The sequence below is a fragment of the Psychrobacter sp. 1Y10 genome (genome assembly GCF_052259005.1).
GTDB lineage: Bacteria > Pseudomonadota > Gammaproteobacteria > Pseudomonadales > Moraxellaceae > Psychrobacter > Psychrobacter saeujeotis.
The window spans coordinates 498,801-522,605 of sequence record NZ_JBQQES010000002.1 but is presented as its reverse complement, the minus strand read 5'-3'; the positions used below and the strand labels follow the sequence as shown (position 1 = coordinate 522,605).

At 42.7% G+C, this 23,805-nt stretch carries 22 protein-coding genes and 2 tRNA genes; 12 read left to right on the top strand and 12 right to left on the bottom strand.

All coding sequences use genetic code 11. The features are described 5' to 3' along the window. Window positions 1–367: 367 nt before the first annotated feature. Window positions 368–1,570, top strand: coding sequence for an LPS export ABC transporter permease LptF (lptF, locus tag ACTXGH_RS05225; protein WP_439296141.1), 1,203 nt, complete (start codon window positions 368–370; stop codon window positions 1,568–1,570). Further along, a complete protein-coding gene (gene lptG / locus ACTXGH_RS05220; protein WP_439262537.1) occupies window positions 1,570–2,778 on the top strand; it encodes an LPS export ABC transporter permease LptG in 1,209 nt (402 codons plus the stop codon). Before lptF ends, lptG begins: the two co-directional genes overlap by 1 nt. A gap of 77 nt (window positions 2,779–2,855) precedes the next feature. Here the strand turns inward: lptG and ACTXGH_RS05215 are convergent, their stop codons facing one another. The 8 genes from ACTXGH_RS05215 to recN all read right to left on the bottom strand — a co-directional run bounded on the left by ACTXGH_RS05215 (window position 2,856) and on the right by recN (window position 9,176). Next, window positions 2,856–3,464, bottom strand: a complete 609-nt coding sequence (locus ACTXGH_RS05215) for a class I SAM-dependent methyltransferase (protein ID WP_439296140.1) — start codon at window positions 3,462–3,464, stop codon at window positions 2,856–2,858. Between the two features lie 321 nt (window positions 3,465–3,785). After that, a complete protein-coding gene (locus tag ACTXGH_RS05210) occupies window positions 3,786–4,124 on the bottom strand; it encodes a DUF3817 domain-containing protein (protein ID WP_439296139.1) in 339 nt (112 codons plus the stop codon). A 29-nt stretch (window positions 4,125–4,153) separates the two neighbouring features. Continuing rightward, entirely contained in the window at window positions 4,154–5,092 is a 939-nt protein-coding gene (xerD, locus tag ACTXGH_RS05205) for a site-specific tyrosine recombinase XerD (protein WP_439296138.1), read from the bottom strand. A 66-nt stretch (window positions 5,093–5,158) separates the two neighbouring features. Then, window positions 5,159–5,485 (bottom strand): sulfurtransferase TusA, encoded by a 327-nt coding sequence (tusA, locus tag ACTXGH_RS05200; RefSeq protein ID WP_439262525.1) that lies wholly within the window; start codon window positions 5,483–5,485, stop codon window positions 5,159–5,161. Between the two features lie 29 nt (window positions 5,486–5,514). Continuing rightward, entirely contained in the window at window positions 5,515–6,045 is a 531-nt protein-coding gene (locus tag ACTXGH_RS05195) for a hypothetical protein (protein WP_439296137.1), read from the bottom strand. 129 nt (window positions 6,046–6,174) lie between these two features. Then, entirely contained in the window at window positions 6,175–6,696 is a 522-nt protein-coding gene (gene ruvX, locus ACTXGH_RS05190; protein ID WP_439296136.1) for a Holliday junction resolvase RuvX, read from the bottom strand. 68 nt (window positions 6,697–6,764) lie between these two features. Further along, window positions 6,765–7,328 carry a YqgE/AlgH family protein gene (locus ACTXGH_RS05185; protein ID WP_439296135.1) on the bottom strand — a complete coding sequence of 188 codons (564 nt, stop codon included), beginning with the start codon at window positions 7,326–7,328 and terminating at the stop codon, window positions 6,765–6,767. Window positions 7,329–7,496: 168 nt separating this feature from the next. Next, window positions 7,497–9,176, bottom strand: coding sequence for a DNA repair protein RecN (recN, locus tag ACTXGH_RS05180; protein WP_439262519.1), 1,680 nt, complete (start codon window positions 9,174–9,176; stop codon window positions 7,497–7,499). A gap of 510 nt (window positions 9,177–9,686) precedes the next feature. Here recN and ppnP point away from each other — a divergent pair. After that, a complete protein-coding gene (ppnP, locus tag ACTXGH_RS05175) occupies window positions 9,687–10,022 on the top strand; it encodes a pyrimidine/purine nucleoside phosphorylase (RefSeq protein ID WP_299218752.1) in 336 nt (111 codons plus the stop codon). A 124-nt stretch (window positions 10,023–10,146) separates the two neighbouring features. After that, a complete protein-coding gene (gene rlmB, locus ACTXGH_RS05170; RefSeq protein WP_439296134.1) occupies window positions 10,147–10,917 on the top strand; it encodes a 23S rRNA (guanosine(2251)-2'-O)-methyltransferase RlmB in 771 nt (256 codons plus the stop codon). Here rlmB and coaE read toward each other — a convergent pair. The 4 genes from coaE to pilB form a co-directional block, all read right to left on the bottom strand. Beyond that, on the bottom strand, window positions 10,880–11,563 hold the full coding sequence (gene coaE / locus ACTXGH_RS05165; RefSeq protein ID WP_439296133.1) for a dephospho-CoA kinase: 684 nt from the start codon (window positions 11,561–11,563) through the stop codon (window positions 10,880–10,882). The genes rlmB and coaE overlap by 38 nt on opposite strands. 160 nt (window positions 11,564–11,723) lie before the next feature. Further along, a complete protein-coding gene (locus ACTXGH_RS05160) occupies window positions 11,724–12,623 on the bottom strand; it encodes a prepilin peptidase (protein WP_439296132.1) in 900 nt (299 codons plus the stop codon). 7 nt (window positions 12,624–12,630) lie between these two features. Beyond that, on the bottom strand, window positions 12,631–13,854 hold the full coding sequence (locus ACTXGH_RS05155; RefSeq protein WP_439296131.1) for a type II secretion system F family protein: 1,224 nt from the start codon (window positions 13,852–13,854) through the stop codon (window positions 12,631–12,633). Between the two features lie 120 nt (window positions 13,855–13,974). After that, window positions 13,975–15,678 (bottom strand): type IV-A pilus assembly ATPase PilB, encoded by a 1,704-nt coding sequence (gene pilB, locus ACTXGH_RS05150; RefSeq protein WP_439262511.1) that lies wholly within the window; start codon window positions 15,676–15,678, stop codon window positions 13,975–13,977. 319 nt (window positions 15,679–15,997) lie between these two features. On the opposite strand from pilB, the gene tpiA reads away from it, so the two are divergent. The 8 genes from tpiA (at window position 15,998) to ACTXGH_RS05110 (ending at window position 23,805) form a co-directional block, all read left to right on the top strand. Then, window positions 15,998–16,813, top strand: coding sequence for a triose-phosphate isomerase (tpiA, locus tag ACTXGH_RS05145; RefSeq protein WP_439296130.1), 816 nt, complete (start codon window positions 15,998–16,000; stop codon window positions 16,811–16,813). A gap of 207 nt (window positions 16,814–17,020) precedes the next feature. Beyond that, the gene (secG, locus tag ACTXGH_RS05140; protein ID WP_299218738.1) at window positions 17,021–17,329 is read left to right on the top strand and encodes a preprotein translocase subunit SecG; all 309 of its coding nucleotides are present in this window, start codon (window positions 17,021–17,023) and stop codon (window positions 17,327–17,329) included. Window positions 17,330–17,537: 208 nt separating this feature from the next. After that, window positions 17,538–17,622 (top strand) — tRNA-Leu (locus ACTXGH_RS05135). Window positions 17,623–17,744: 122 nt separating this feature from the next. Beyond that, window positions 17,745–17,821 (top strand) — tRNA-Met (locus ACTXGH_RS05130). A 443-nt stretch (window positions 17,822–18,264) separates the two neighbouring features. Then, window positions 18,265–18,765 (top strand): ribosome maturation factor RimP, encoded by a 501-nt coding sequence (gene rimP / locus ACTXGH_RS05125; RefSeq protein WP_439296129.1) that lies wholly within the window; start codon window positions 18,265–18,267, stop codon window positions 18,763–18,765. A gap of 93 nt (window positions 18,766–18,858) precedes the next feature. Continuing rightward, on the top strand, window positions 18,859–20,343 hold the full coding sequence (nusA, locus tag ACTXGH_RS05120; RefSeq protein WP_299218735.1) for a transcription termination factor NusA: 1,485 nt from the start codon (window positions 18,859–18,861) through the stop codon (window positions 20,341–20,343). Window positions 20,344–20,533: 190 nt separating this feature from the next. Continuing rightward, on the top strand, window positions 20,534–23,266 hold the full coding sequence (infB, locus tag ACTXGH_RS05115) for a translation initiation factor IF-2 (RefSeq protein ID WP_439296128.1): 2,733 nt from the start codon (window positions 20,534–20,536) through the stop codon (window positions 23,264–23,266). 149 nt (window positions 23,267–23,415) lie between these two features. Continuing rightward, the gene (locus ACTXGH_RS05110; protein ID WP_058367855.1) at window positions 23,416–23,805 is read left to right on the top strand and encodes a ribosome-binding factor A; all 390 of its coding nucleotides are present in this window, start codon (window positions 23,416–23,418) and stop codon (window positions 23,803–23,805) included.

The following is a 23,805-nucleotide window of genomic DNA, read 5'->3' as shown; positions in this document are numbered from 1 at the left end:
ACCGAATTAATCAAAGCCTTTGTATGATTAAACCAGTCTACCTATCGTTTTTATTAAGCTATATGACTTTATCGTATCGGACTACTTTATGTTATGAAAAATATGCCATTGGCAAGGGTTAGGTAATGTTTCCAAACACATTTCACCGCTATTTTTTGCCAAAACGTGCTAGCATTAGCGGTTGTCTCGATCACTAGTAGTCGCTAATTTTCATACGATGTCGCTAACCAGCGGTTCAATGATGTTTATATTTATTTAAGTATTTACCTGAGCAATGCTATCTCTATAATACCCAATCGACACCTTAAAAACCGTCATTAAGTTTGCGAAGAAACGCACCAATACCAACTGTTTAAGAGTACCTATTGTGATATTACGCCGCTACATGACCCGTCAGGTTGCCTCAACCACTGCTTTGGTATTGGGCTTTTTGGTAGTGATGATGCTTGGTGGTCGCCTAATACGTTACTTCGGAATTGCTGCTGAAGGGAATCTCGATATTGGCTTATTGTTTGTCATTATTGGTTATAACTTGCCGTATTTTTTAGAGCTTATTTTACCGTTAGCGTTTTTTATTGCTTTGATGCTGGTGTTTGGACGTCTGTATGTCGATCAAGAAATGGCGGTTATCAATGCCAGCGGTGTCTCTCGCGGTAAGCTTGCGCGTTTGATGACCCCATTAATTTTGGCATTGTTTGTAGGGGAGGCGGCATTATCGATTGTCGGTAAGCCGTGGGGGGTGCGCTCATCTGAGGCGGTTTGGCAGCAACAAGCATTGACAAGTGCTTTTGACTTAATTCGTCCCAATGAGTTTATTAGTAGCGGTAATTATCATTTGTATGTAGGCAGTCTTAGCGATGACAAAACGCAGCTACAAGATGTGGTACTTATCCAATCTGAGCCATCCAAAAAGTCAGCTGACAATGCGGATCATTCTATTAATAAAGACACCATTACCTTGGCTAAGCGCGCTGAGCAAGTAGAGAATGCTGGTAGCGGTGTGACGCAGTTAGATCTATTCCAAGGTCGACGTTATGAAGTGGGCGCAGGTAGCCTGAAGTACAATCAAGTAGGCTTTGATCGTTATCGTATTACGTTAACTGAATCCTCAAAAGAGGTGGTGACTGAAAACAATATTGAAACCCAAGAAATCGGACCTTTATGGCAGGCCGCTACAGGCAGTGTGCAAGTTGGTAGTGCTGATGCGCTACGAGCAGCACAAGGTGAGCTTGGCTACCGCTTTACGCTACCTTGGCTGATGATTATCGCTCCTATGCTTGCTGTACCGCTTGCACAAGTACGTCCGCGTCAAGGTCGCTGGTTGCGACTGTTTCCCTCTATTTTATTGTTTGTCAGTTGTGCGCTTGGCATCATATCTTTGAAGAATGCTGTGGGTAAAGGTAGCGTGAGCGTTTGGGCGTACGCATGGCTGGTACTAGGATTTATGGCATTGGCGCTTTATATGAATTGGGGCAGTCGCTTTCAGCACCGATTGCGTGTGCGTTTTGAAGATAAGTCATTGGGGTCTGTCGATAATTCAATAAAAGACTCTAATGGAGGTCAGCTCTAATGCGCGCCTTGTTATCTAAAGCTCAGATCCCTCAAAGCCGTTCCTCCAATTTAAAGGTGCTTGGACGTTATGTCAAAACCAATGCGCTTTTAGCGATTATCGCGGCGGTAGTTGGGTTATGGGCACTACAAGTCTTGTTTACCTACTTGTCTGAGCTTGAAGATTTGTCTGATAGTTATACCATGTCTGATGCGCTCAGATATATTTTTTACCGCTCGCCTTACTTTTTAGAGCAATTTATGCCAACAGGTGCACTACTTGGCGCAGTAGTGGGCTTAGGGTTGCTGGCTAGTAAAAGTGAGCTTGTCGTTATGCGTGCCGCTGGCGTCAGTATCTATCGCATCGTCGGCTGGGTATTGCAACCAGCGTTATTGTTTGTACTATTGGCACTAATGCTGAATCAGTTTGTACTGCCCAACTCTAACCAACTGGCTCGTGAAATAAACAACGAAGACAGCAGCTCACTAGTCACTTCAGTACGTGGCTACTGGACGATGCAGCCGCGCTTTCAAAGTACAACTGAAAGCAATACGGATGGTAACGTACAGCCTGATGGCAGTGATATTTTATATATCGATTATGCGGATGTACAAGGTAACATTGGTGAAGTCAAACGTTGGCATCTGGACAATAATGGTGACTTACAAACAGCCACTCATGCGATGGGTGGGCAGTACATTGGTCGTCAATCTTTGGGCACTACTGGCAAGCTAAGCGAGCAATATCGGTACGAGTGGCAGCTAAATAATATGACTAAGCTGTCCATCAATCAAGGCTTTGAGAGTAGCCAATCTAAGGCCTCATTAGATACTCTAAGTCTGCCCTTTGCACCTGAGTCCGTCTATTTACTGACTCGCAAAGCAGAGGATTTGTCTCTGACGCAGCTTTATGAACATCGTCAATTTATGCAACAACAAGGCAAGCGCTCGTTGCCACATGAGCTTGCATTTTGGCAAAAGCTGTTATCACCGCTGTCCATCTTATCGCTGGTGATTGTTGCTTGTTCATTCGTTTTTGGCTCATTGCGCACGCATAGCTTAGGTCTGCGTATTGTGGTCGCGTTACTTTTTGGTTTGCTATTTAGCTATGTGCAAGATTTGGTCGGCTTTGTCTCATTGGCGACGGGGTTTTCGCCCATGCTCATGGTACTGTTACCGATTATCGGTAGTGCTGCCTTAGGTTTTTATCTGATAAAACGGCAGATGTAGCCTAGGGAGCATCCTAAAGCATGCATAAAAAAACACGCTAACGTTAGCGTGTTTTTTTATGGCAGATATAAATCGTTTTAGTCTTTGGTTGCCATGGTAATGGTATAGGTCTTGCCTTGTTTGACCTTTTCACTATTGCCAAATACTTCGGTAAACGAGCGCTTCATAAACTGGCGCAAGCCATTGATAGTGACCACATAAAATCGTCCACCTTCACGCATGCGCGCATAGGCATCAAGGAAGTATAGATAATGCTGCTCCTTACCGACCTTGGCTGGCAAGTTTGACATCACAAGGCTAAAATCTTTGTCTTTTGCCACATGATTAAAGCCGTTTGATAAATGCACGTCGACATTGTTTAGACCATTTTGCACGCAGTTATGGCGTGCATATTCTACCGCCATAAAGTCTTTATCAATTAATGTATGCTGACCGTTTGGACATTCGCGTGCTGCTGTCATACCGAGCACGCCATAACCGCAGCCCAAATCTATCGAATCATCATCCGCTTGAAAGTCCACATAATCAAGCAGCATGAGGCTACCGTCATCGAGCTTTTGCGGTGAAAAAATACCCCACGTGGTAGTAAAGTCAAACGGTTTACCCAGTACATCTTGGCTAAAATTGATATCTTCGCGCCAGTGTTCGGCGTTTTTTAATAGGTCAGCAGGTGGTCTATGGCTCATGGGGTTCTCAGATAATAGATAGGAAAAGGTTAATAAGCTATGGCAGGTATTGTAACGAGAAAAAGGCAGGTTTGCAGCTAGGGATTGATAGAATTGTATTTCACATAGTGGTCGGTAATTCAGAAGAATAAAATGGTGTTTTAGTTACTGAGTTAAAAGCGTATTTAATAAAGATCAAGATTTAAAGTTGATAAATGGAAAAACCACATAGTTTTTAATCGAAGTTCATTTTGAAACCTTCATAGTTAGCGATTTTTTATCTCAATATTATAAGTCGTATTCATCTGTAACATCGTTACTGATACTCAATTTTTTTCAAAACTACTTTTCCAAACGCTTCTTCAACAAAGAATCAAACACAAACGGACCAAAGGGTAAAAACGAGCCGAGCACACCAGCGGGTAGCGCCCACAGTGGCATTTTTATTTTGCTCGCGGCATACACAAGTGTCAAAATGTAGCCGATAAATAGTACCCCGTGCGCCATACCGATATATCTTACCGCTTCAGGAATGCCCAACATATATTTGAGTGGCATCGCGATACCAAGTAACAATAGAAAAGACGTACCTTCTAAGTAACCAATAATGGTAAGGTTTTTGAGTGCAGAGTTTTGCCCTTTTGTCAGGGTAGGCTGAAGAGACGACTGAGCTTGCAACACGATATATTCCTTAATGTTAGATTTTAATTCTAGCCACGCGGATGGTGCTCTGCATGCAATTTTTGCAATCTTGCCGTCGCCACATGGGTATAAATTTGCGTGGTCGATAAGTCACTATGGCCTAATAATAACTGTACGCTGCGAAGGTCCGCGCCATGATTGAGCAAGTGAGTCGCAAAGGCGTGACGTAGCGTATGCGGCGATAGCTCTTTATCAATACTGGTGACTTTGGCGTATTTCTTTAATAAGTACCAAAAGTTCTGCCGCGTCATATAACCACCTTGTGCGGTCAGAAATACCGCTTGGCAATTGCCCGATTTCAAATGCGCAATCAAGTCTCCACGCCCATGAGACAGATAATCGTCCAGCGCGTCCGCTGCATATTCACCTAGCGGTACCAGTCGCGTTTTATTACCTTTCCCCGTAATCTGTAACCAGCCAGCATTAAGATTGACTTGTTCAAGCGCCAGATTAATCAGCTCACTGACCCGTAGGCCGCAAGCATACAACACTTCTAACATAGCTTTATCACGTAGACCCAGCGCGGTGCTAGTATCAGGTGCAGCAAGTAGGTTATCGACATCTGCTTCCGCTAAATCTTTTGGTAAAGGACGTCCAAGTTTAGGGCTTTTAATACGCTCACAAGGATTGTCTTCACGCAGGTTGCTGGCGATCATCCACAAGTAGAATTGACGCAGGCTTGAGAGCATTCGCGCTTGGGTACGCGGGGTTTTGCTTTCGGTGGCGAGGCAAGAGAGACACTGCAATACATCCTCGGCTTGCCACTTTGTCAATGCTGTAGGGCTGGTCAGCTCACAAGTACGCAAGTCACGAACATAAGCATTACGCGTACGAGTTGCCAAACCGCGGGCCAGCATCGCTTGACGAAACTCAGTCATATAACTGGGCTCGTCGTCTACTGCCAGTGCTTTAGGTTGGCGTTGTTGCACGGCGCGATCACGACTCATAAAATAGTGCTCAAGTAAGAATGAAAACAGCGATGAAAAATGCTCACAAAAACACGCTTAGAAATGCTATGCCGTTTTTTTCTTAACCAAATATCGATAGAGTGTCATATTTGTAGGCGTAGCATCATCGCTATCAATGGTGATTTCGTCAGGATCGGCATTTAAGTGTACGTTCTCAGCCAGTGTTTCTTGATGTACAAGCTCATGACCAAGATGACGACAAAAATTAGGAATATCGCGCGTCGTCGCAGGATCGGTTGCAAGAATTTCAATGATATCGCCGCCATCGGCTTTACGAATGGTTCGATGCAGCATCATAACCGGCTCCGGACATATAAGTCCTTGGGTATCCAAATGATGATGGATCGCAATGTCAGATATTGAAGTAGTCATAGTTGTTATATTAAAAATAAGTAGTAAATTTAGAAATTGCTGTCGATTGAAGATTCTTTAGGAGTTTGTGGCAACTTTTCATCAGTTACATGTTCGTTTCCAAGCTCTTCTTCAGTTACTGCTTCGGCTTCCAAAAAGTTAAAAAAGCGCTTAAAGTTTGCTTTAAATAAAAACGCCACTCCAAGCCACGATGCCAGTCCCAACCATGCAGTATCAGCGAATAACAGCCCACCGACCAGTACGATCGTAGATACACCAATGCTTAAAGCAATCATTGAAGGTTGATTTAAGCGGTAACGGTAAATGACAAAACCATCATAAATAGTGATAGGTATGGTCAATGCTATCAGCGCATAAGGCAAATTAAAAAACAGTCGATAAAGTAGCTGATTGTCATGGAATGCTTTAATACTAGCAATGGTGCCAAAGACCATAAAAGCGATAATAGCAGCGTAAATAAGATAAATCGCTATTTGATTGGCAAGCTGTGCACCTTTAATACGTGCGATAGCAAGCGGGGCAAAACCGTATTGCGTTGGTTGGTCTGAAACATTGGTCATAACGATCAGTCATCTGTTCGTAAAGGTTTATAATACTTTATTTAACGGCGGTATGCTTAGACAAAGCATAGAATTGGGTCAGAACATCGTCTTTGAATGAGCGCAACATTCGACTGTCTAATGATTCAACTAATCAGGTTTTATCGCACTGATGGCCATGCTGCTATTTGGATCGGTAAAGTAAGTTGATAATAAAATACAGGCAGAGATGTCGTCGATTGGGTCACGCTCATTTCGAATCCAGCCATTTTCCCAAGCGATCTCTCTTGCAGCCATAGAAGTTAGACGCTCATCACATAATGTCACTTTTGCAGGCAGGCGCTGCTCCATTAATCTATGAGTCAAGCGACGCGCAAATTTGTGCGCCCGTTTTGAGAGCATAGAGCTACTACCGTCCATATTTAAAGGGAGCCCGACGAGCACTTGGGTAACCCCCCAAACCTTAATAATGCCCAATAGATTGTCCCAGTCTGGCTGTCCATTATTCATGGCCAAGATATCAAATGCGCGTGCAGTCTCGGTCACAGTATTGCCAAGTGCCATTCCCATTTTTTTGACACCATAATCTAGTGCCAAGATAAGATGCGGCTTAATCTCAGGTTCCGATATAGCCGTGTCAACAGCTTCAAGAGAAAGATTAGAATCTACCATCGTTCTATGCATCTCCTATTTCTATGAGGCCCAATTTAATAGGACAAGACTCTACCATTACAAATACCTTATGCATGACCAATATCACTACTGAGATAATCAAAGTTAATCCCGATTTTCTCAGCGGCGAGCTGCCAGCGCTCTTCAAACGGCGTATCAAATAATAATGTTAAGTCGGCAGGGCATACTAACCAGTCGCCGTCTTTAAGCTCACGCTCGAGCTGTTTTTTGTTCCAGCTGGCATGTCCTAAGCATAAGTGGTAGTGCCCAATACCTTGCCCTGCCGCGATACGCTGTAAGATATCTTGACTGGTAGTGATACAGACGTTCTCTGAGATGGCAAACGACGATGCCCACTCCGGTTGACCCGTATGTAATACAAATCCTACCTCAGGATACATCGGGCCGCCTTCTAGTGCTAAGTCTTCCATAATTTGAGGATTGGTCACATCGATGTTCAAATCTTCTAGCAGTTTACCCACACGTGCCTGCTCAAGGGGACGGTTCACCATCAACCCTAAAGCGCCTTGTTTATCATGACGACAAATATAAATAAGCGCCCGCTCAAACCTTGGGTCTGACAAGTCAGGAGCGGCAATTAAGAAGTGATGGGTCAAATTAGCTTTGGACATAAAGACAAATATAATATAAGTAATATAAAAGGTGAGACACTACTATATGGTGATACTAAACAAAAAAGCAATATAGGAATGGCATCGTTATCATAAGCAATAGACGTAAAGTATGAACTATTTTGCTATCCCACTTTTAAAATAAGGATGCATACTAGCAATAGCTCTTTACTTGATACCAGTTAGCAAACTACGGGCATGGTCACGAGTGACATCAGTAATAGTAACCCCGCCTGACATACGTGCCAGCTCATTTACCTGCGCATCTTTAGTCAAAATAATAAGCTCACTTTGCGTCTGCTCATTGTGATGCTTTTGCACTAAAATATGCTGATGTGCTTGGGCAGCGACTTGAGCCTGATGAGTAATTGCTAGCAGCTGCTGTGTCTGTCCAAGGCTACGCAGTAATTCGCCTACTACCTGGGCAGTACCGCCACTGATACCGACATCCACCTCGTCAAAGACTAGCATCGGTTTGGCAGCATTGTTATCCGCACTTGTCGCTTGCAATACTTGCATGACCAGCGCCATGCGCGACAGCTCACCACCTGAGGCAATTTTGTGTAGCGGCTGCATCGGCATACCAACGTTGGCGCTAAACAATAGGTCAATATCGTAACAACCTTGCGCATTATAAAGACTGGGATTCGCCTTTTTAGTAAAGACAAACTCACAGCGAGCGTTAGGCAAAGCAAGGGGCTGTAGTTGCTGAATAAGTTGCTCACTGATCACGGGTGCCGCTTTTGAACGCTGCTCATTTAACTTGGTAGCGAGCTGCAGATACACTTGCCAAGCATCTTCGATTTGTGCAGCCAACACATCACTACTAGGCTCGTTTTCTAACTGTTCTAACTGCTGCTGCCACACATGGGCTTCAGAAATTAAGTCATTTGCCGGTAAGTTATGTTTGCGCGATAGACGATGGCCAAGACTTATCAGGCTGTCCAAGGTTTGCAAGCGTTCAGGATCAGGAAGTTGTTGTTCGGCATAATCTGAAAGTAGAGCAGTCACTTCAGTGATCTGCTGCTGCGCAAGATGTAGTTGCTCTGAGGCTTGCCCAAAGGTTTGGCTAACCCCTATTTGATGGTCACACAGTTTAATCGCTTGACCAAGTAAGGTCATGACATCAGGCTCATCGCTATCATTATCGAGCAAGTGCAAACCCTGACTGGCCTCTGTCATTAAGGCCTCTATATTAGACAGCTCTTCATGCTCAGCTTCGACATCATGATAGTCGACAGCCAATAACGGTGCAATATCTGCCAATTGGTTTTGTAGCAGTTGAATACGGTCTTGACGCTGGGCTTCGCGGCTAGCAATTTCATCCGCTTGACGTTTTAGCTGTTGATAGTGCTGGTAACTGCTCGCCGTCTGCGCTGCTAAAGGAGTTAACTGAGCCATCTCATCAAGCCACTGCACTACAAATTGCGGCTTTAGTAGCGCTTGCTGCGCATGCTGACTATGAATGTTGACAAGCAATGCACCCAAACTTTTCAATTCAGCTAGGCTCACAGGCGTTCCGTTCAACCAAGCTTTTGAGCGCCCGCTGTTACTTAGCTGACGACGAATCAATATCTCAGGCTCATCTAAAGAGCGCTCATGCTCAGTAAACCAGTCGGACACAACAGCATTATTTGTCACATCAAACTGCGCGTAGATATCGGCGTGAGCCGCACCATGTCTGACCATGGCACTGTCTGCTCGTTCACCGATACAAAGCGATAATGCATCCAGTAGCAACGATTTTCCTGCGCCTGTTTCACCAGTAATGACATTAAAGCCTTCAGCCATGCTCAGCTCATGTTCAGCAATCAGCGCAAACTGATATAAGGTTAACGATAAAAGCATTAAAGTCTCTCATGGTAGGCAATTGGCATTGGTAATCTTAGTTAGACTAACGATAAGGTCTGTGAAAAGCAACTGTGTTTGGTGTCTTATTCTAAACTAAATGAGGATTTAATTAATGGTCATAACCCTAGCAAATTATATCAATATTGGTATACATAGCAATTATTTAAGGGTACTAGAAGATGGTCAGTTTGGTGAATAGATAATATTTTCAGCATCGCTGTAACAAACTTTTTAGAGATAATGTGGTAGCATAAACTCACTCAATCATAAACTTATGCCACAGTATGTACACATAATAGTCTGTCAAAGATGGGACGTGCCTAGGTAAAACTTGAGTCTATAAGCGGTTAGGTTATCAAACCAGTAATATAATCTGCTTATTTAATAATAACTATATTAAAAGCAGTTATTTTAAAATAAGCTATGTTCAGTATGAAGATGTAAACTGTAATGTCATAAGACACTTATTTTTTAGTTTAGCTATAATTATTTGATAAGGAAGCCACTATGTCAGCGGCACAATATACTAACGTAACGGTCAATGCTCAGGCTACAGTAACGTATGATGGGCGCTGCTCAAGTCATACTATTATGTTCGAAGATGGCCGGCATAAAACATTGGGTGTCATTTTACCTTGTGACAATACCGTTGAACGATACCACTTTAGTACCAATACTTCAGAGCGTATTGAGATTATTAGCGGCGAATGTGAAGTCAAAATAGAGGGCGATGAGGAGTTTAGCTACTACCGCGCTGGTCAATCGTTCGTGGTTGAAGGCAATAGCAGCTTCAATCTGCGTACTGAAGAGATTGTACAGTATGTCTGCCATTTAGAAGGGTAGTATTCACAAGGTAGGTACCGCTTTACTGTAATCATATTCGATAAATTTCTGTAGAGACAGATAGACATCGTGTTATCCCAACTTATATCATATTAGCGATATTCAATTTTTTAGTAGGCCTATTATGGCAAAACCCAGTTATTTCTATGGTATTCACGCCATCGAAGCTTTGCTTGAGCTTCGTCCACTTGATGCATTGAGCTTATTTGTACAACAAGGGCGCGAAAACGACAGTCATGTAAGAGACATTATCGCGCAAGCACAGGCAAATGGCATTAGCATGCAGCCAACGCAAAAAGATAAGCTGACGCAACTATGCGGTAGTCCTCAGCATCAAGGGGTTGTATTACATGCTCGTCCATTAGGATTTGCAGATGAAGGATTATTAGATAACGTTATTGGGCGCAATCAATGCTTATTATTGGTACTTGATCAGATTACGGATGCGCACAACTTTGGTGCCTGCTTACGTACAGCAGTCGCTATGGGTGTGGATGCAGTGATATGTCCAAAGCATCATGCAGCAAGTTTGACTCCGACAGTCGCTAAAGTATCAGTAGGCGCAGCTGAGATGATGCCTATTGTTAGTGTAACCAATCTAGCGCGTACGCTGACGCGTATCAAGGATGCAGGCGTTTTTGTATTCGGTACGGCATTAAATGAGACAGCTAAGCCTATACATGCTGCTGATTTGACAGGAAAAACAGCTTTAATTATGGGGTCAGAAGGTGAGGGCATGCGTCGGTTGACCACAGAAAGCTGTGATGAGCTGGTATACATACCTATGTCAGGAAATGAGCACGGTAACTTACAAAGCCTTAATGTGAGTGTGGCTACTGGTATGGCGCTTTACGAAATCAATCGCCAGCGTACTTTAGCTGCTGGGCAAGCTTGAGGTATGTTTGGTGCAGTGGCTCTAGCTGTTGATGTAAGCTTGCTAAGTCTTCTTCGTTTACCACCAAATCATCAGCATGGTGATTACGTTCAGTACGGTGAAGTTGGTTTGCCATGATGGCTTTTATTTTCACTATACTTTGTTCATCACGCAGACTGGCACGCGCAAGTTGCGTCTCTTCATCTACATCAATGACTAAAATACGTTGGCATAAGTTAGCAAGACCTGCTTCTGCGGCCTCAATGAGTAGTGGGGCTGACAATATAACATAGGGTGAAGTGCTTGCTGCTAGTTGTTGTTTTGCAGCCTCGCGAATAGCAGGATGGGTAATGGCTTCAAGGTCAATAAGCGCGGCAGGATTTGCAAACACGTGTGTGCGTACTGCTGCACGGTCCATGTGACCCTCTGCATCAATTACCCACTCTCCAAGCTTTTTTTGAATCTTACGCAAAGTAGGGCTGCCTTTTTTTACTACTTCATGAGCAATCACATCGGCATCAATGATGTCAATTCCCTGTGCTGCAAACCAATCGCTGGCGGCAGACTTACCACTACCGATACCGCCTGTTAGCCCAACCACTAAGGTCTTGTTCTGTATTTTAGCTTGTTGGCTTTTATGTACAGGCGTTTCAGAATATATTGACATAGCGGTGACTTATTGGCTCGTAAGTTAGTAGAAAAGACAATTATAAATATTAGTACTAATGAATTGCTTGTTCTTATCAAACAATCGTCATTAATCAACTAGCTTAACGCGTACCGCCGATAAAGATATAAGCATTCGTTTGTTATATTGTAATTCTATATTAAACATACATATTTAAATACCAATGAACAATATCAGAGCCATAAAGGAGAGCTACGATACCAGCGATCGCAATATAAGGTCCAAAGGCAAAAGGCTGGCTCTCTCCGTGCCTTTTCATCAAAACAATACCGACAATTGAGCCTAGTAAAGAAGATAGAAGAATGATCAACGGCAACATCATAGGTCCAAGCCAAGCCCCCAATACTGCTAGTAGCTTAAAATCACCTTGTCCCATACCATGTTTTTTGGTTATGAGATAAAACACTTTTACGACGATCCATAACGATAAAAATCCTAGCAATAACCCCCAAACCGATTGGGTAGGGGAGACAAACCAGCCTTGAGAATTGACCGCCAAGCCAAGCCCTGCTAATGGAAAAGTCAGTCGATCAGGTAATAGCTGCGTATCAAAATCGATACCAGTTAAGGCAATCAATGTCCATACCAAGATAAGAGCAGACAAGCCAGCAGCTGTAACGCCAAATTGATAGATAACCAATGCTGATAGTAGCGCAGTGACTAGCTCTACAATAGGATAACGTATACCAATCGCTGCGCTGCAATCAGAGCAACGACCACGTAGTACAAGCCAACTTACTAAGGGTATATTCTCATACCATTTTATTTGATGCGCACAGTGAGGACAGCGCGATGCTGGTCTACTTAAAGTAATGGGCGTATCTGTCGCCGTAATGTCCGTTAAGGCCTTAGTATGCTCATGCGGCATATCTACTTGCTGAGACATAAACTGGCTGCATTCTTGTCGCCAGCTATAAATCATCATCAGCGGTATGCGATGAATCACGACATTCAAAAAACTGCCTATACATAGCCCTAATATTGCAAATACAACGAGCGCCAAGGTCATATTACTTTGTAATAATTCTAACAATTGCATCAATTTGCTACCCTACTACTGAACCCATCTGGAAAATTGGTAAGTACATGGCAATGACCAAACCACCTACTAAAACCCCTAGTACCGCCATGATCAATGGCTCCATCAAGCTGGTCAAACCATCAACGGCATTATCGACTTCGTTTTCATAATATACGGCTACCTTGTCAAGCATCTCTTCTAAGCTGCCTGATTCTTCACCAATACCGACCATTTGGATCGCTAAGCTTGGGAACAGGTTAGTCGTGCGTATCGAAAACTGCAATTGTTGACCGGTTGATACATCGTTTTTGATCTGTTGAATAGCATCGTAAAATACCACATTATTGGCGGCACCTGCAGTAGAGTCTAAAGCATCAATCAATGGTACACCAGCAGCAAAGGTAGTAGACAGCGTGCGCGCGAAACGGGCGATGACAGCCTGGTAAGCAATATTGCCAAATATAGGTGCTTTTAAAGTAGCACGATCAAGAAAATCACGAAACTTTTTAGAGCGTTTTTTGGCTTCTGTAAAGCTAACAATACTACCACCAATGGCAATGATAAGAATAAACCACCATGCCTGCATCCAGTCTGACATACCGACAACCATTTGTGTGAAAGCGGGTAGTTCTGCACCAAAAGATTCAAATAGACCCGAGAAAACAGGAACTACCTTAATCAGTAGGATGATGGTGACGATTATAGCTACTACAATTACAGCGATAGGGTATTTCATGGCTTTTTTGATTTTAGCTTTAAGAAGCTCGCTTTTTTCTTTGTAGGTAGCGACACGCTCAAGCATAGTCTCAAGCGCGCCTGATTGCTCACCAGAGTCTACAAGAGAGCAAAACAGATCGTCAAAATAGCGCGGATGCTTGCGTAGCGCTGAGGCAAAGGTACCGCCAGCTTCAATATCGGTTTTGATTTGCAGTACCAACTCTTTCATACTCGGATTGTCTAGCGAATCCGCGACAATCTCAAACGACTGAGTCAAGGGAACACCAGCCTTCATCATAGTAGCTAATTGACGCGCAAAGATGGCAATATCAATGGGTTTGATGGCTTTTTTTACAGTGAACAGGGGCTTAGGTTTTTTCTTGATTGTTTTGACTGTGATACCTTGTTTACGCAGCGTCGCTTTTGCAATCTCTAAACTGCGACCTGTGGTTTCACCTTTGATCTTTTGTCCACGCCGATTGACTCCATCATAGACAAAGTCTAATAGCATATCAGTCTTAGCTTGTGCCATGTCTTTACCCTCAAGTTTTTCGTAATCTATATGCTCTAATCAGCGTTATTTAATAAGTGTTTTTTAGATGGTTATTTAGTCGCTCTTAAGTCTTAAACAATGGCCAGCATTAACTTACTATCATTCAGAAGTTACTCGCATCATCTCTTGTATACTAGTGACACCTTGAAGTACTTTTAAAATGCCCGAACGTCGCAAATCACGAAAACCGTTTTTGAGTGCGGCATCTTTAATATCGATTGCATTACCGTCCTCCATAATGATACGTGAGATATTTGGGTCGACTTTCATAACTTCATAAATACCAACACGGCCTTTATAGCCTTCGCGGCATTCGTTACAACCAACAGGCTCATAAATACTGTGGTTTGGATCATCTAAGTCAGCATCAGTAAAGCCAAGCTCAAGTAAGCTTTGTCTTGGTACGTTAAGAGCGGTCTTACAGTTTTTGCATAAGCGTCGCGCCAGTCGCTGAGCAATGACTAGGTTGACAGAGGTGGCAATATTAAATGAGGCAACGCCCATATTGCGTAAACGCGTTAAGGTTTCAGGCGCTGAATTGGTGTGTAGTGTTGAGAGAACCATATGCCCTGTCTGAGCCGCCTTAATAGCAATTTCAGCCGTTTCAAGATCACGAATCTCACCAACCATGACAATATCTGGATCTTGACGCAAAAATGATTTTAGAGCATTAGAGAATGTTAGACCTACTTTCGAATTCACATTGACCTGATTGATACCCTCAAGGTTAATCTCAACAGGATCTTCAGCGGTAGAGATGTTGGTCGCTCCGGTATTCAAAATATTGATACCGGTGTATAACGATACCGTTTTACCAGAGCCTGTCGGTCCAGTAATCAATAGCATACCTTGCGGCTTATGAAGCGCTTCTAAAAACATCTCTTTTTGGTCAGGCTCATAACCCAAAGCATCGATACCAAGCTTTGCAGCAGAAGGATCTAAAATACGGAGTACCACCTTTTCACCAAATAAGGTTGGCAACGAGTTCACACGAAAATCAATCGCTTTATTTTTGGACAGTTTAAGCTTAATACGGCCGTCTTGTGGTATGCGCCGCTCTGAGATATCCATTTGTGACATCACTTTGAGGCGAGCTGCAATTTTACCCGCCAGCTGTACGGGCGGATTTGCTATTTTTTCCATCACACCATCGACTCGAAAGCGCACGCGATAAGATTTCTCATAGGGCTCGAAATGCAAATCGGACGCTCCCATACGAATCGCATCGACCAGCATTTTATTTACAAACTTCACAACAGGGGCTTCATCGACACCGTCAGCAAGTGTGGTTTCACCGCTGTCACCTTCTTCTGTATCTTCAAAGTCGACACTCAAGTCGCCATCAGCGAAACTGTCAAAACTTTGCATGGTGTCTGCATAAATACTATCGATACGTTTTTTAAGCTTGTCTTCTTCGACTACTACTGTCTCAACTGACAGCCGAGAATTAAAGGCAATGGCATCAATAGCATCAATACGAGTAGGATCACTTAAGGCCACAAATAATCGCTGTCCGCGATTAAAGATAGGCAGCGCATTAAACTTACGTACAATTTTCTCGTCTACCAGATCTTTTGGAATAACATCATTACTAAGGACATTAAGATCAAACAGCGGATCGCCAAAAGACTGCGCCATCAACTGAGCAAGCTGATAGGCATTGGCCATATTGTGCTCTACTAAATATGATACGAGACTGAGTTGCTGCTGCTTTGATTCAGTCTGAGCAGTCTGCATGTTTGCTTCACTCACAATCCCTGCATGAGTTAGCTGCTGTGCTAATCCACCAAATGTAGTAGACATGACCCTTTCTCCTTAATACTGCATATATGGCAAATCTATGAGTGCTAGTCTTAGAATTATTTTTTATTTCGATATCGATAAGCAAATCAAGCTTATAAATCGTGACTTATACTCTGGTTTAATAGAACGATAGTGAATATATGCAAGAAACATGACAATTTACATTTCAGCTTTAAAAGTATATAAAGTTTTATGACAGTAAAAAGTCAAAGCTTATAGAACAATAACGACACTTATAACAGTAGCAGATGAATTTTTGCTATACTTACGCGCGTATCAGCCACATCGACAACGACGAATGATAGAAGGTAGATAAACCATGCAAGCTTGGGTAATTGGCAATTGGAAACAAAATCCAGCAACGACTAAAGACGTTAATGCACTGTTAGACACGTTATTAACGACTGCTGATGATACTGTCAGTAATGGTTGTCAGTTAATGGTAGCGCCTAGCTGTATCCACTTAGCAAATGTGAGCGCACGCTTGCAAAACACCGCTATACTCACTGCTGCTCAAGATATCAGTGCGCTTAGTGATAGTAGCGGGGCATATACTGGTGATTGTTCAGCACAGCAAATCGCTGATGCAGGCGCGACATGGACGATACTCGGGCACTCTGAGCGTCGCCAATATTACCAAGAGTCTCATGAGAGTCTGTTAGAAAAACTGAGTCATGCTTTTACACAAGGCTTAGGCGTGGTGTACTGTATCGGTGAAACGCAAACTCAATACGATAATCAGCAAACCTTTAGTGTATTAGATGATCAACTAGCTGTAATAAAGGACTTACTTATTAAAAGTAAAGAGCAAGCGCCTGAACTTGTTCAAAGACTAGCGGAGCGTTTGATTATCGCTTATGAACCTGTTTGGGCGATTGGTACAGGCAAGGTCCCAACAGTGATGGAAGTAGACGCGACTCATCAGCATATTAAAGAAACAGTCGCAAGCTTTGAGACAACGCTACCTGCAACGACGGTTTTATATGGCGGCAGCGTTAACAAAGATAATGCTGATAGCTTTGCGGCCAGCCCTATGATAGATGGAGCACTGGTTGGCGGTGCATCACTAAAAGCAGAGAGTTTTTTGGCGATTGCTCACGCTTTTAACCAAGCTAAAAACAAACAGACTTTATAATAATTAACTACTAAGTTTACTTATTAAAAATAAGTATTGAGCAAAAAGCGTTTATGAGTCATAAAAAGTGGGTTTAACAGTGCCCTTGCAATCGTGTACAATGCGCCTTATTTATTCTTATTATAGTTGAATCTTCCTATAGTTCTATGATCATAGTGCTAAATATTAAGAGTTGACTTTCGTTATTTGTCGGCAAAAGAGGCCACCATGTTTACGTTTATATTAGCCCTGCATATCATCGTGGCGATTGCCATGATTGGCTTGATTTTGATACAGCATGGCAAAGGAGCAGATGCTGGAGCCTCTTTTGGTGCTGGCTCTTCTGGTACCGTGTTTGGTGCAGCAGGCACGGCAAACTTTTTGACACGTGCTACTGCAGTATTGACTGTTATTTTCTTTATAACCAGTATGGTTCTTGCGGTAAACGCGCGTGAGCAGGCTGAAGATCAGTTTCGTTTAGATGCTCCAGTTTCAGCGCCGCAAACGCCGCGTCCTTTGACGCAAAATCCTGAGTAATGAGCTGACTTATAACAACCTAGCCTGCAAAGAGTAATAGTAGGCAAGTTTTTTATAGTCATCCTTGCTATTTCGTTGGGTTAGTTTTACAATGCTCGTCTGTTTTTGTACGGCTACATGTATTACTCCTCATTGTTATCCTCATGACTTTGAAAAAAGCTGCTTAAAAACAGAGAAGTAAAAAAGTTATAGTTATAAACGACTATAAGCGATTGTGGTGGAATTGGTAGACACGCCATCTTGAGGGGGTGGTAGCGCAAGCTGTGGGGGTTCAAGTCCCCCCAATCGCACCAACTTTTTTGCAGCACGTAGTGCTGAGTGGATTGTTATAGAGTTAAGATTTTTAGTTTAAATTTATTTTAAATAAAGATTGACAAGTCTATAAAACTCGCCTACAATGTGCATTCTAAATTGATGCGGGGTGGAGCAGTCTGGTAGCTCGTCGGGCTCATAACCCGAAGGTCGTTGGTTCAAATCCAGCCCCCGCTACCACTTTCAATACTGATTTTTGTACACTAAATTGTCAGTTGCAATAAGCCCACCATTATGTTTGTGGGTTTTTTTGTATCTGAGAGTCTGTGTTATCACGGTATTTATCCTACTTATGCTAAGCTCTATTTTTATAGAGTGAAGTAATATCGGTTAATTGTGCAGCGCTTCATAAGCGGCAATACCTTTTATTTCATACTCTCTCAGTGATATTTTGGCTTTGTGTATTCTATTAGAATGTACAGCCTTAATCCAACGTCTATAATTTGTATTATTCTATAAGTATAAGACGATACGAGGCTTGGACTTAATATGCAAAGTCATACACTTTAGTTTAGCTGCAAAAAGATACAACGATTACAGTGTTATTCTTAAACGTTGCTCATAAAATATAAAAAAACGCTTTAAGTTCTGTACACCAGTAAATAGGAAACTATAAACAAATTATGAAACTTTCTACCAAAGTTGAAGAATTGACCAATATTATTGCTCCTGCAGTAGCGGCATGTGATGTAGCTTTGTGGGGCGTAGAGTTCGTACCACAGGGACGTCGTTCTTTATTGCGTATTTATATTGAGTCGCTACCAGAAGAGCAAGCGCAAGACAAACAGGTAACTATTGAGGACTGTGCCGCAGTCAACCATCAAGTGAGTGGTATTCTTGAAGTACATGATCCTATTGCGGGTGAGTATATTTTAGAAGTATCATCGCCAGGGTTTGATCGTGCGTTCTTCTCAGAAGAGCAAATGCGAGACTATATCGGACAAACGGTTAGTTTGCGTCTGATCCAAGCAATAGGACAAGGGGACAAAAAACGACGAAAAGTAACGGGTAACCTAGATAGTATGGGTGCTACCTCGTTGATTCTTACTGCTACTGACAATGAGCAGTTCGAGATTACTTTTAGTAATATCGACAAGGCCAATCTCGTTTTTGAAGACACTTGATGTTGTAAAACTTAGATAACGTACGGTTTACTTTAGCAACATAACGTCAATACACAAATTATGAAATTTAAGTAAGTATAGGACTGGTATAGCATGAGTCGTGAAATCTTAACGGTAGTTGAAACCGTCAGTAATGAAAAAGGCCTAAACCCTGAAGATATATTTGAAGCCATAGAAGACGCTTTAGTAGTATCGACTAAGAAAAAAGTATATACCGAACAGCCAGAAGTGGCAGTACGAGTGGCTATCGATCGTACTACTGGCGATTATGATACTTATCGTTATTGGACAGTGGTTGCTGATGAAGATCATGAAATGCCAGCTTGTCAGCTTGCTATTACTGACCTTGATCAAGAAGAATGGTCGATCGGGGATGTAAAGGAAGAGCAGATTGAGTCGATCGAATTTGGGCGTATCGCAGCGACTCAAGCAAAGCAGGTAATCATCCAAAAAATCCGTGAAGCTGAGCGTGCCTTAGTAGCAGATGCTTTTGAGCCACGTATTGGTGAGATGATGTATGGCGAAGTTAAAAAGCAGACGCGTGATGGTTATATTATCGATCTAGGTGACAATGCAGAAGGCTATTTAGCACGAGATCATATGTTGCCACGTGAGCAGCTACGCGTTAAATCACGTATTAATGCTATCTTGTATCATGTGAATCGTGAAAATCGCGGTGCACAGCTACTATTATCGCGTACGCATCCTGAAATGCTTTCAGCGTTAATGCAAAAGGAAGTACCCGAAATCGCAGAGCAAATTATTGAGATTCGTAATGTCGCTCGCCTACCAGGTACTCGTGCTAAAATATCCGTTAAGACTAATGATCATCGTATTGATCCGGTGGGTGCATGTATTGGTATGCGTGGTACACGTATTCAAGCAGTACAGCAAGAGCTTGATGGAGAACGTATCGATGTCGTAGTATGGTCAGACGATCCTGCACAATATATTATCAGTGCACTTGAACCTGCAGACGTCAGCAGTATCATCTTAGATGAAGATACCCAGACAGCAGATATTATCTTTAGTACCAATGATCAGCTTGCGCGTGCCATTGGTTCGCAAGGACAAAACGTACGTTTGGCTTCAGAGTTGACTGGTTATAAGTTGAACATGATGCTAGAAGAAGAGTATCAACAGCGTCAAGAAAACGAAAGCAAGGCATTTATTGAATTGTTCTATGAGCGTTTAGAAGTAGATCAGGACCTTGCCCAAGCTTTGGTTGATATAGGCTTTACGAGTATTGAAGAAGTAGCATATGTACCTGTCGAGACCTTCTACGATATTGAAGGGTTAGACGATGAAGCAATTGACATGATTCAAGAACGTGCTAAAGAAGTAGTCATTGCAGATGAATTATTTAAACAGCAAAACATGAAAGAGCCGAGTCAAGAATTGCAGGATCTTGAGGGTATGACAGTCAGTTGGGCCTATAAAATGGCTCAAAAAGACATTATTACCGTTGACGATCTGGCTGAACAAGCAGTTTTTGATTTAGAAGATATTGAAGGTTTAGATGCTGAAACAGCAGGCAAGCTTATCATGAAGGCTCGGGAATCTTGGTTCGATGAATAGGTGTTAACTGCATATCGCTGTCTTTTGGTGGTATGCTATTAATAATGAAAGGCTAATAAAAGATTAATATTTAATATACTTATATAACATCCAATTATATTAAATAATCTCTGTTTTGGTCAAACGCAATCATTTGTAGCCAACAACTGAATTGAACAAATAGCAAATAATAGACAGTAGGTGATAATAAATGGCAGATAAGACCGTCAAAGAACTGGCAGAAATGGTAGGCAAAACCGTCGGTGCTGTACAGCAGCAACTCCAGGATGCTGGGCTACCTGCTCGCGGGGAGGATGACTCAGTCACCGAACTTGAGCAAGAAAAATTGGTAACGTATTTAAAACAAAGTCACGGACAGCAAGAAAAACGTCGTATTAGTCTTAAATCTAAAACGACCAGTACTGCGCGCGTGACGGGCTCTTCAGGTAAATCTAAGAGCGTCAATGTTGAAGTACGTAAAAAGAAAGTGTTTGATAAGCCGAATCCAGAAAAAATGGCAGAAGAATTGGCTGCCCGTGAACAGGCGATGATTGAGGCACAAGCACGTGCGGCTAAAGAAGCTGAAGAGCGTGATGCCACTAAGAAAAAATCAGAAGAGCGTCAAGCGGCTACCTTAGCTGCTATGCGGGCAAGTCTTGGTTCAAGTAAAAGCTCAGAAGGCAAAGGTGAGGAAGTATCTACCTCAGTCGTAGTCAAAAAAGGCGGCAAAGCTACCGTTGAAGTTAAACCTAAAGAAAAAGAGAAAGAAAAGAAAAAAGTTGCTGCTACTAAGCCAAAGACTGAAACAGCTGCTGAACGTAAAGTTCGTGAAGCACGTGAGAAAGAAGAAGAGCGTTTACGTCAAATTGAGAGCGAAACACGTCGCGTACAAGCTGAAGAAGCGCAAAAGCGTACCCTTGAGCAGATGCGTAAGATGGCTGGTAAATATACTGACCGTGAACCTGCGACTGAAGTTCGTAAGGATGAGCCATTGGCCGAAGGGTTGGTTGGGGACGCATTAGAAGAATCGTTTGAAAAAGAGCGCCGTGAGATCAAACGAGGAGCGAATAGTACAGGTACTCGTGGACGTCGCCGTAAAAATCAAAGCGAACGTGAAATCAAAAATACCAAAAATGGTCTACGTTCCTCTCAAGCGTCGCAGCATAAGTTTGAAAAGCCGCTCGAAAAGATTGTCTATGATGTAGAGATTAGTGAACATATTACTGTCGCAGACTTGGCCCAGCGTATGGCGGTCAAAGCACGCGAAGTCACTAAACTGCTGATGAAAATGGGTGAAATGGCTCGAGAATCAGATACGATTGACCAAGCAACAGCCAGCTTAATCGTTGAAGAAATGGGACATAATCCAGTGCCTGTTAGTGATACTAAAGTTGAAGATGATCTTCACGATGCCGTTGATGAGCGCAGCAGTAATGTACAAACGCGGCCACCAGTGGTTACTATTATGGGTCATGTTGACCATGGTAAAACCTCATTACTTGATAAGATTCGTGAAACGAAGGTCGCCACAGGTGAAGCAGGTGGTATTACTCAACATATTGGTGCTTATCATGTAGAGACGGAACGCGGCGTTATTACTTTCCTTGATACTCCAGGTCACGCAGCCTTTAGCGCTATGCGATCACGTGGTGCGCAAGCTACTGATATTGTAGTATTGGTTGTGGCAGCGGATGATGGCATGATGCCGCAGACAGAAGAAGCAATTGATCATGCGCGCGCTGCTGGTACACCTTTAATCGTAGCTATCAATAAAATGGATAAGCCAGGTGCTGATCCTGATCGCGTCCTTAATGAGTTAACTACAAAAGAAGTGGTCTCAGAAGATTGGGGCGGTGATACACCAATGGCTCGTATTTCAGCCAAGACCGGTGAAGGCATTGATGATCTTTTAGAATATATTAGCTTACAGGCTGAACTAATGGAACTAGAAGCGCCATTAGATGGTGCTGCACAAGGTGTGGTCATTGAGTCAAAACTTGAAAAAGGTCGTGGTCCTGTTGTTAGTGTATTGGTCAAGAAAGGCACACTTAAACAGGGTGATCTAGTGCTAGCTGGTGAGCATTACGGTAAAGTGCGTGCAATAACGGATGAACATGGTAAACGTGTACAGTCAGCAGGTCCTTCTATACCGGTCGAAATCCTAGGCTTACCTGAAACGCCAGCAGCTGGTAGTGAATTCTTAGTCGTAACAGACGAGAAAAAAGCACGTGAAGTTGCAGATTTTAGAACCAACCGTGAGCGTGAGCGTCAACTTGAACGTCAAAATGCCATGCGTTTAGAAAGCATGTTTGATCAGATGGAACAAGGCGATGTGTCATTCTTAAATATCGTACTAAAAACTGACGTACGTGGTTCACTCGAAGCCTTACTAGCTGCACTAAATGAGCTGTCCACCGATGAAGTTAAAGTACGAGTGATTAGCTCAGGTGTTGGTCCAATTTCTGAGTCTGATGTCACGCTTGCAGAATCAAGTGAAGCTGTATTATTGGGCTTCAATGTTCGCGCAGATGCAACTGCACGCCGTAAAGCAGATACTGCCAACATGGATATTCGTTATTACAGCGTAATCTATGGCTTGATTGACGATGTAAAAGCTGCGATGAGTGGCTTGCTTGCGCCTGAACATCGTGAGAAGATTCTTGGTATTGCAGAAGTTCGTGAAGTATTCCGTTCTAGCAAATTCGGTGCTGCTGCTGGTTGTATGGTGGTTGAAGGGACTATTTATCGTAATAAGCCAATTCGTGTATTACGTGATGATAAAGTTATCTTCACTGGACAGTTACAGTCGCTACGCCGTTACAAAGAAGACGTTAATGAAGTGCGTACTGGCATGGAATGTGGTCTTGCCGTTCGTGGTTATGATGTCGAAGCTGGTGATAAGATTGAAGTCTTTGAGATTCAACAGTTTGAACGTACAATTTAACCATATTGTATTTTTATTCGTTAGAACTTAGAGTATTAATATAACGACATATTAAGGTCTAACAGGATCATCCTGGTAGGCCTTTTTTATCGTATATTTCCGCTATTAAAAGCTATTTTTAAAATATTATTGAAAAGTAGGATAATAAAATGAATCAACGTTTACAACGCTTATCAGATCAGATACAGCGTGAGCTTGCAGTGCTAATTCGTGACGAGGTCAATGATCCGCGTTTGACGGGCTTTGTAACTATCTCTAGTGTGAAGGTCAGTCCAGATTTGGGTTATGCTGATGTATACGTCACTATTATGGAGCCTGAGCTCAATGATGCCATGACTAAAACCAATCATGAACAAAGCATAGAAGTTCTTAATAAAGCGGCAGGGTTTTTGCGTACTGAGCTTAGCCATAGTTTAAAAACGCGTACTACGCCACGTTTGCGTTTTCATTATGATGAAGTCACTGCGCGCGGCAATTATATGATGGATTTAATCAATCAAGCCGTCAGTAAAACTGAACAAAACGAGAATGACGAGTAA

Bases quoted from the DNA above. Each gene is read 5' to 3' on its own strand.
- lptG (WP_439262537.1), top strand. From the start codon at position 1,570: ATGCGCGCCTTGTTATCTAAAGCTCAGATCCCTCAAAGCCGTTCCTCC.
- ACTXGH_RS05215 (WP_439296140.1), bottom strand. From the start codon at position 3,464: ATGAGCCATAGACCACCTGCTGACCTATTAAAAAACGCCGAACACTGG.
- xerD (WP_439296138.1), bottom strand. From the start codon at position 5,092: ATGAGTCGTGATCGCGCCGTGCAACAACGCCAACCTAAAGCACTGGCA.
- tusA (WP_439262525.1), bottom strand. From the start codon at position 5,485: ATGACTACTTCAATATCTGACATTGCGATCCATCATCATTTGGATACC.
- ACTXGH_RS05195 (WP_439296137.1), bottom strand. From the start codon at position 6,045: ATGACCAATGTTTCAGACCAACCAACGCAATACGGTTTTGCCCCGCTT.
- ruvX (WP_439296136.1), bottom strand. From the start codon at position 6,696: ATGGTAGATTCTAATCTTTCTCTTGAAGCTGTTGACACGGCTATATCG.
- ACTXGH_RS05185 (WP_439296135.1), bottom strand. From the start codon at position 7,328: ATGTCCAAAGCTAATTTGACCCATCACTTCTTAATTGCCGCTCCTGAC.
- recN (WP_439262519.1), bottom strand. From the start codon at position 9,176: ATGCTTTTATCGTTAACCTTATATCAGTTTGCGCTGATTGCTGAACAT.
- ppnP (WP_299218752.1), top strand. From the start codon at position 9,687: ATGTCAGCGGCACAATATACTAACGTAACGGTCAATGCTCAGGCTACA.
- rlmB (WP_439296134.1), top strand. From the start codon at position 10,147: ATGGCAAAACCCAGTTATTTCTATGGTATTCACGCCATCGAAGCTTTG.
- coaE (WP_439296133.1), bottom strand. From the start codon at position 11,563: ATGTCAATATATTCTGAAACGCCTGTACATAAAAGCCAACAAGCTAAA.
- ACTXGH_RS05160 (WP_439296132.1), bottom strand. From the start codon at position 12,623: ATGCAATTGTTAGAATTATTACAAAGTAATATGACCTTGGCGCTCGTT.
- ACTXGH_RS05155 (WP_439296131.1), bottom strand. From the start codon at position 13,854: ATGGCACAAGCTAAGACTGATATGCTATTAGACTTTGTCTATGATGGA.
- pilB (WP_439262511.1), bottom strand. From the start codon at position 15,678: ATGTCTACTACATTTGGTGGATTAGCACAGCAGCTAACTCATGCAGGG.
- tpiA (WP_439296130.1), top strand. From the start codon at position 15,998: ATGCAAGCTTGGGTAATTGGCAATTGGAAACAAAATCCAGCAACGACT.
- secG (WP_299218738.1), top strand. From the start codon at position 17,021: ATGTTTACGTTTATATTAGCCCTGCATATCATCGTGGCGATTGCCATG.
- rimP (WP_439296129.1), top strand. From the start codon at position 18,265: ATGAAACTTTCTACCAAAGTTGAAGAATTGACCAATATTATTGCTCCT.
- nusA (WP_299218735.1), top strand. From the start codon at position 18,859: ATGAGTCGTGAAATCTTAACGGTAGTTGAAACCGTCAGTAATGAAAAA.
- infB (WP_439296128.1), top strand. From the start codon at position 20,534: ATGGCAGATAAGACCGTCAAAGAACTGGCAGAAATGGTAGGCAAAACC.
- ACTXGH_RS05110 (WP_058367855.1), top strand. From the start codon at position 23,416: ATGAATCAACGTTTACAACGCTTATCAGATCAGATACAGCGTGAGCTT.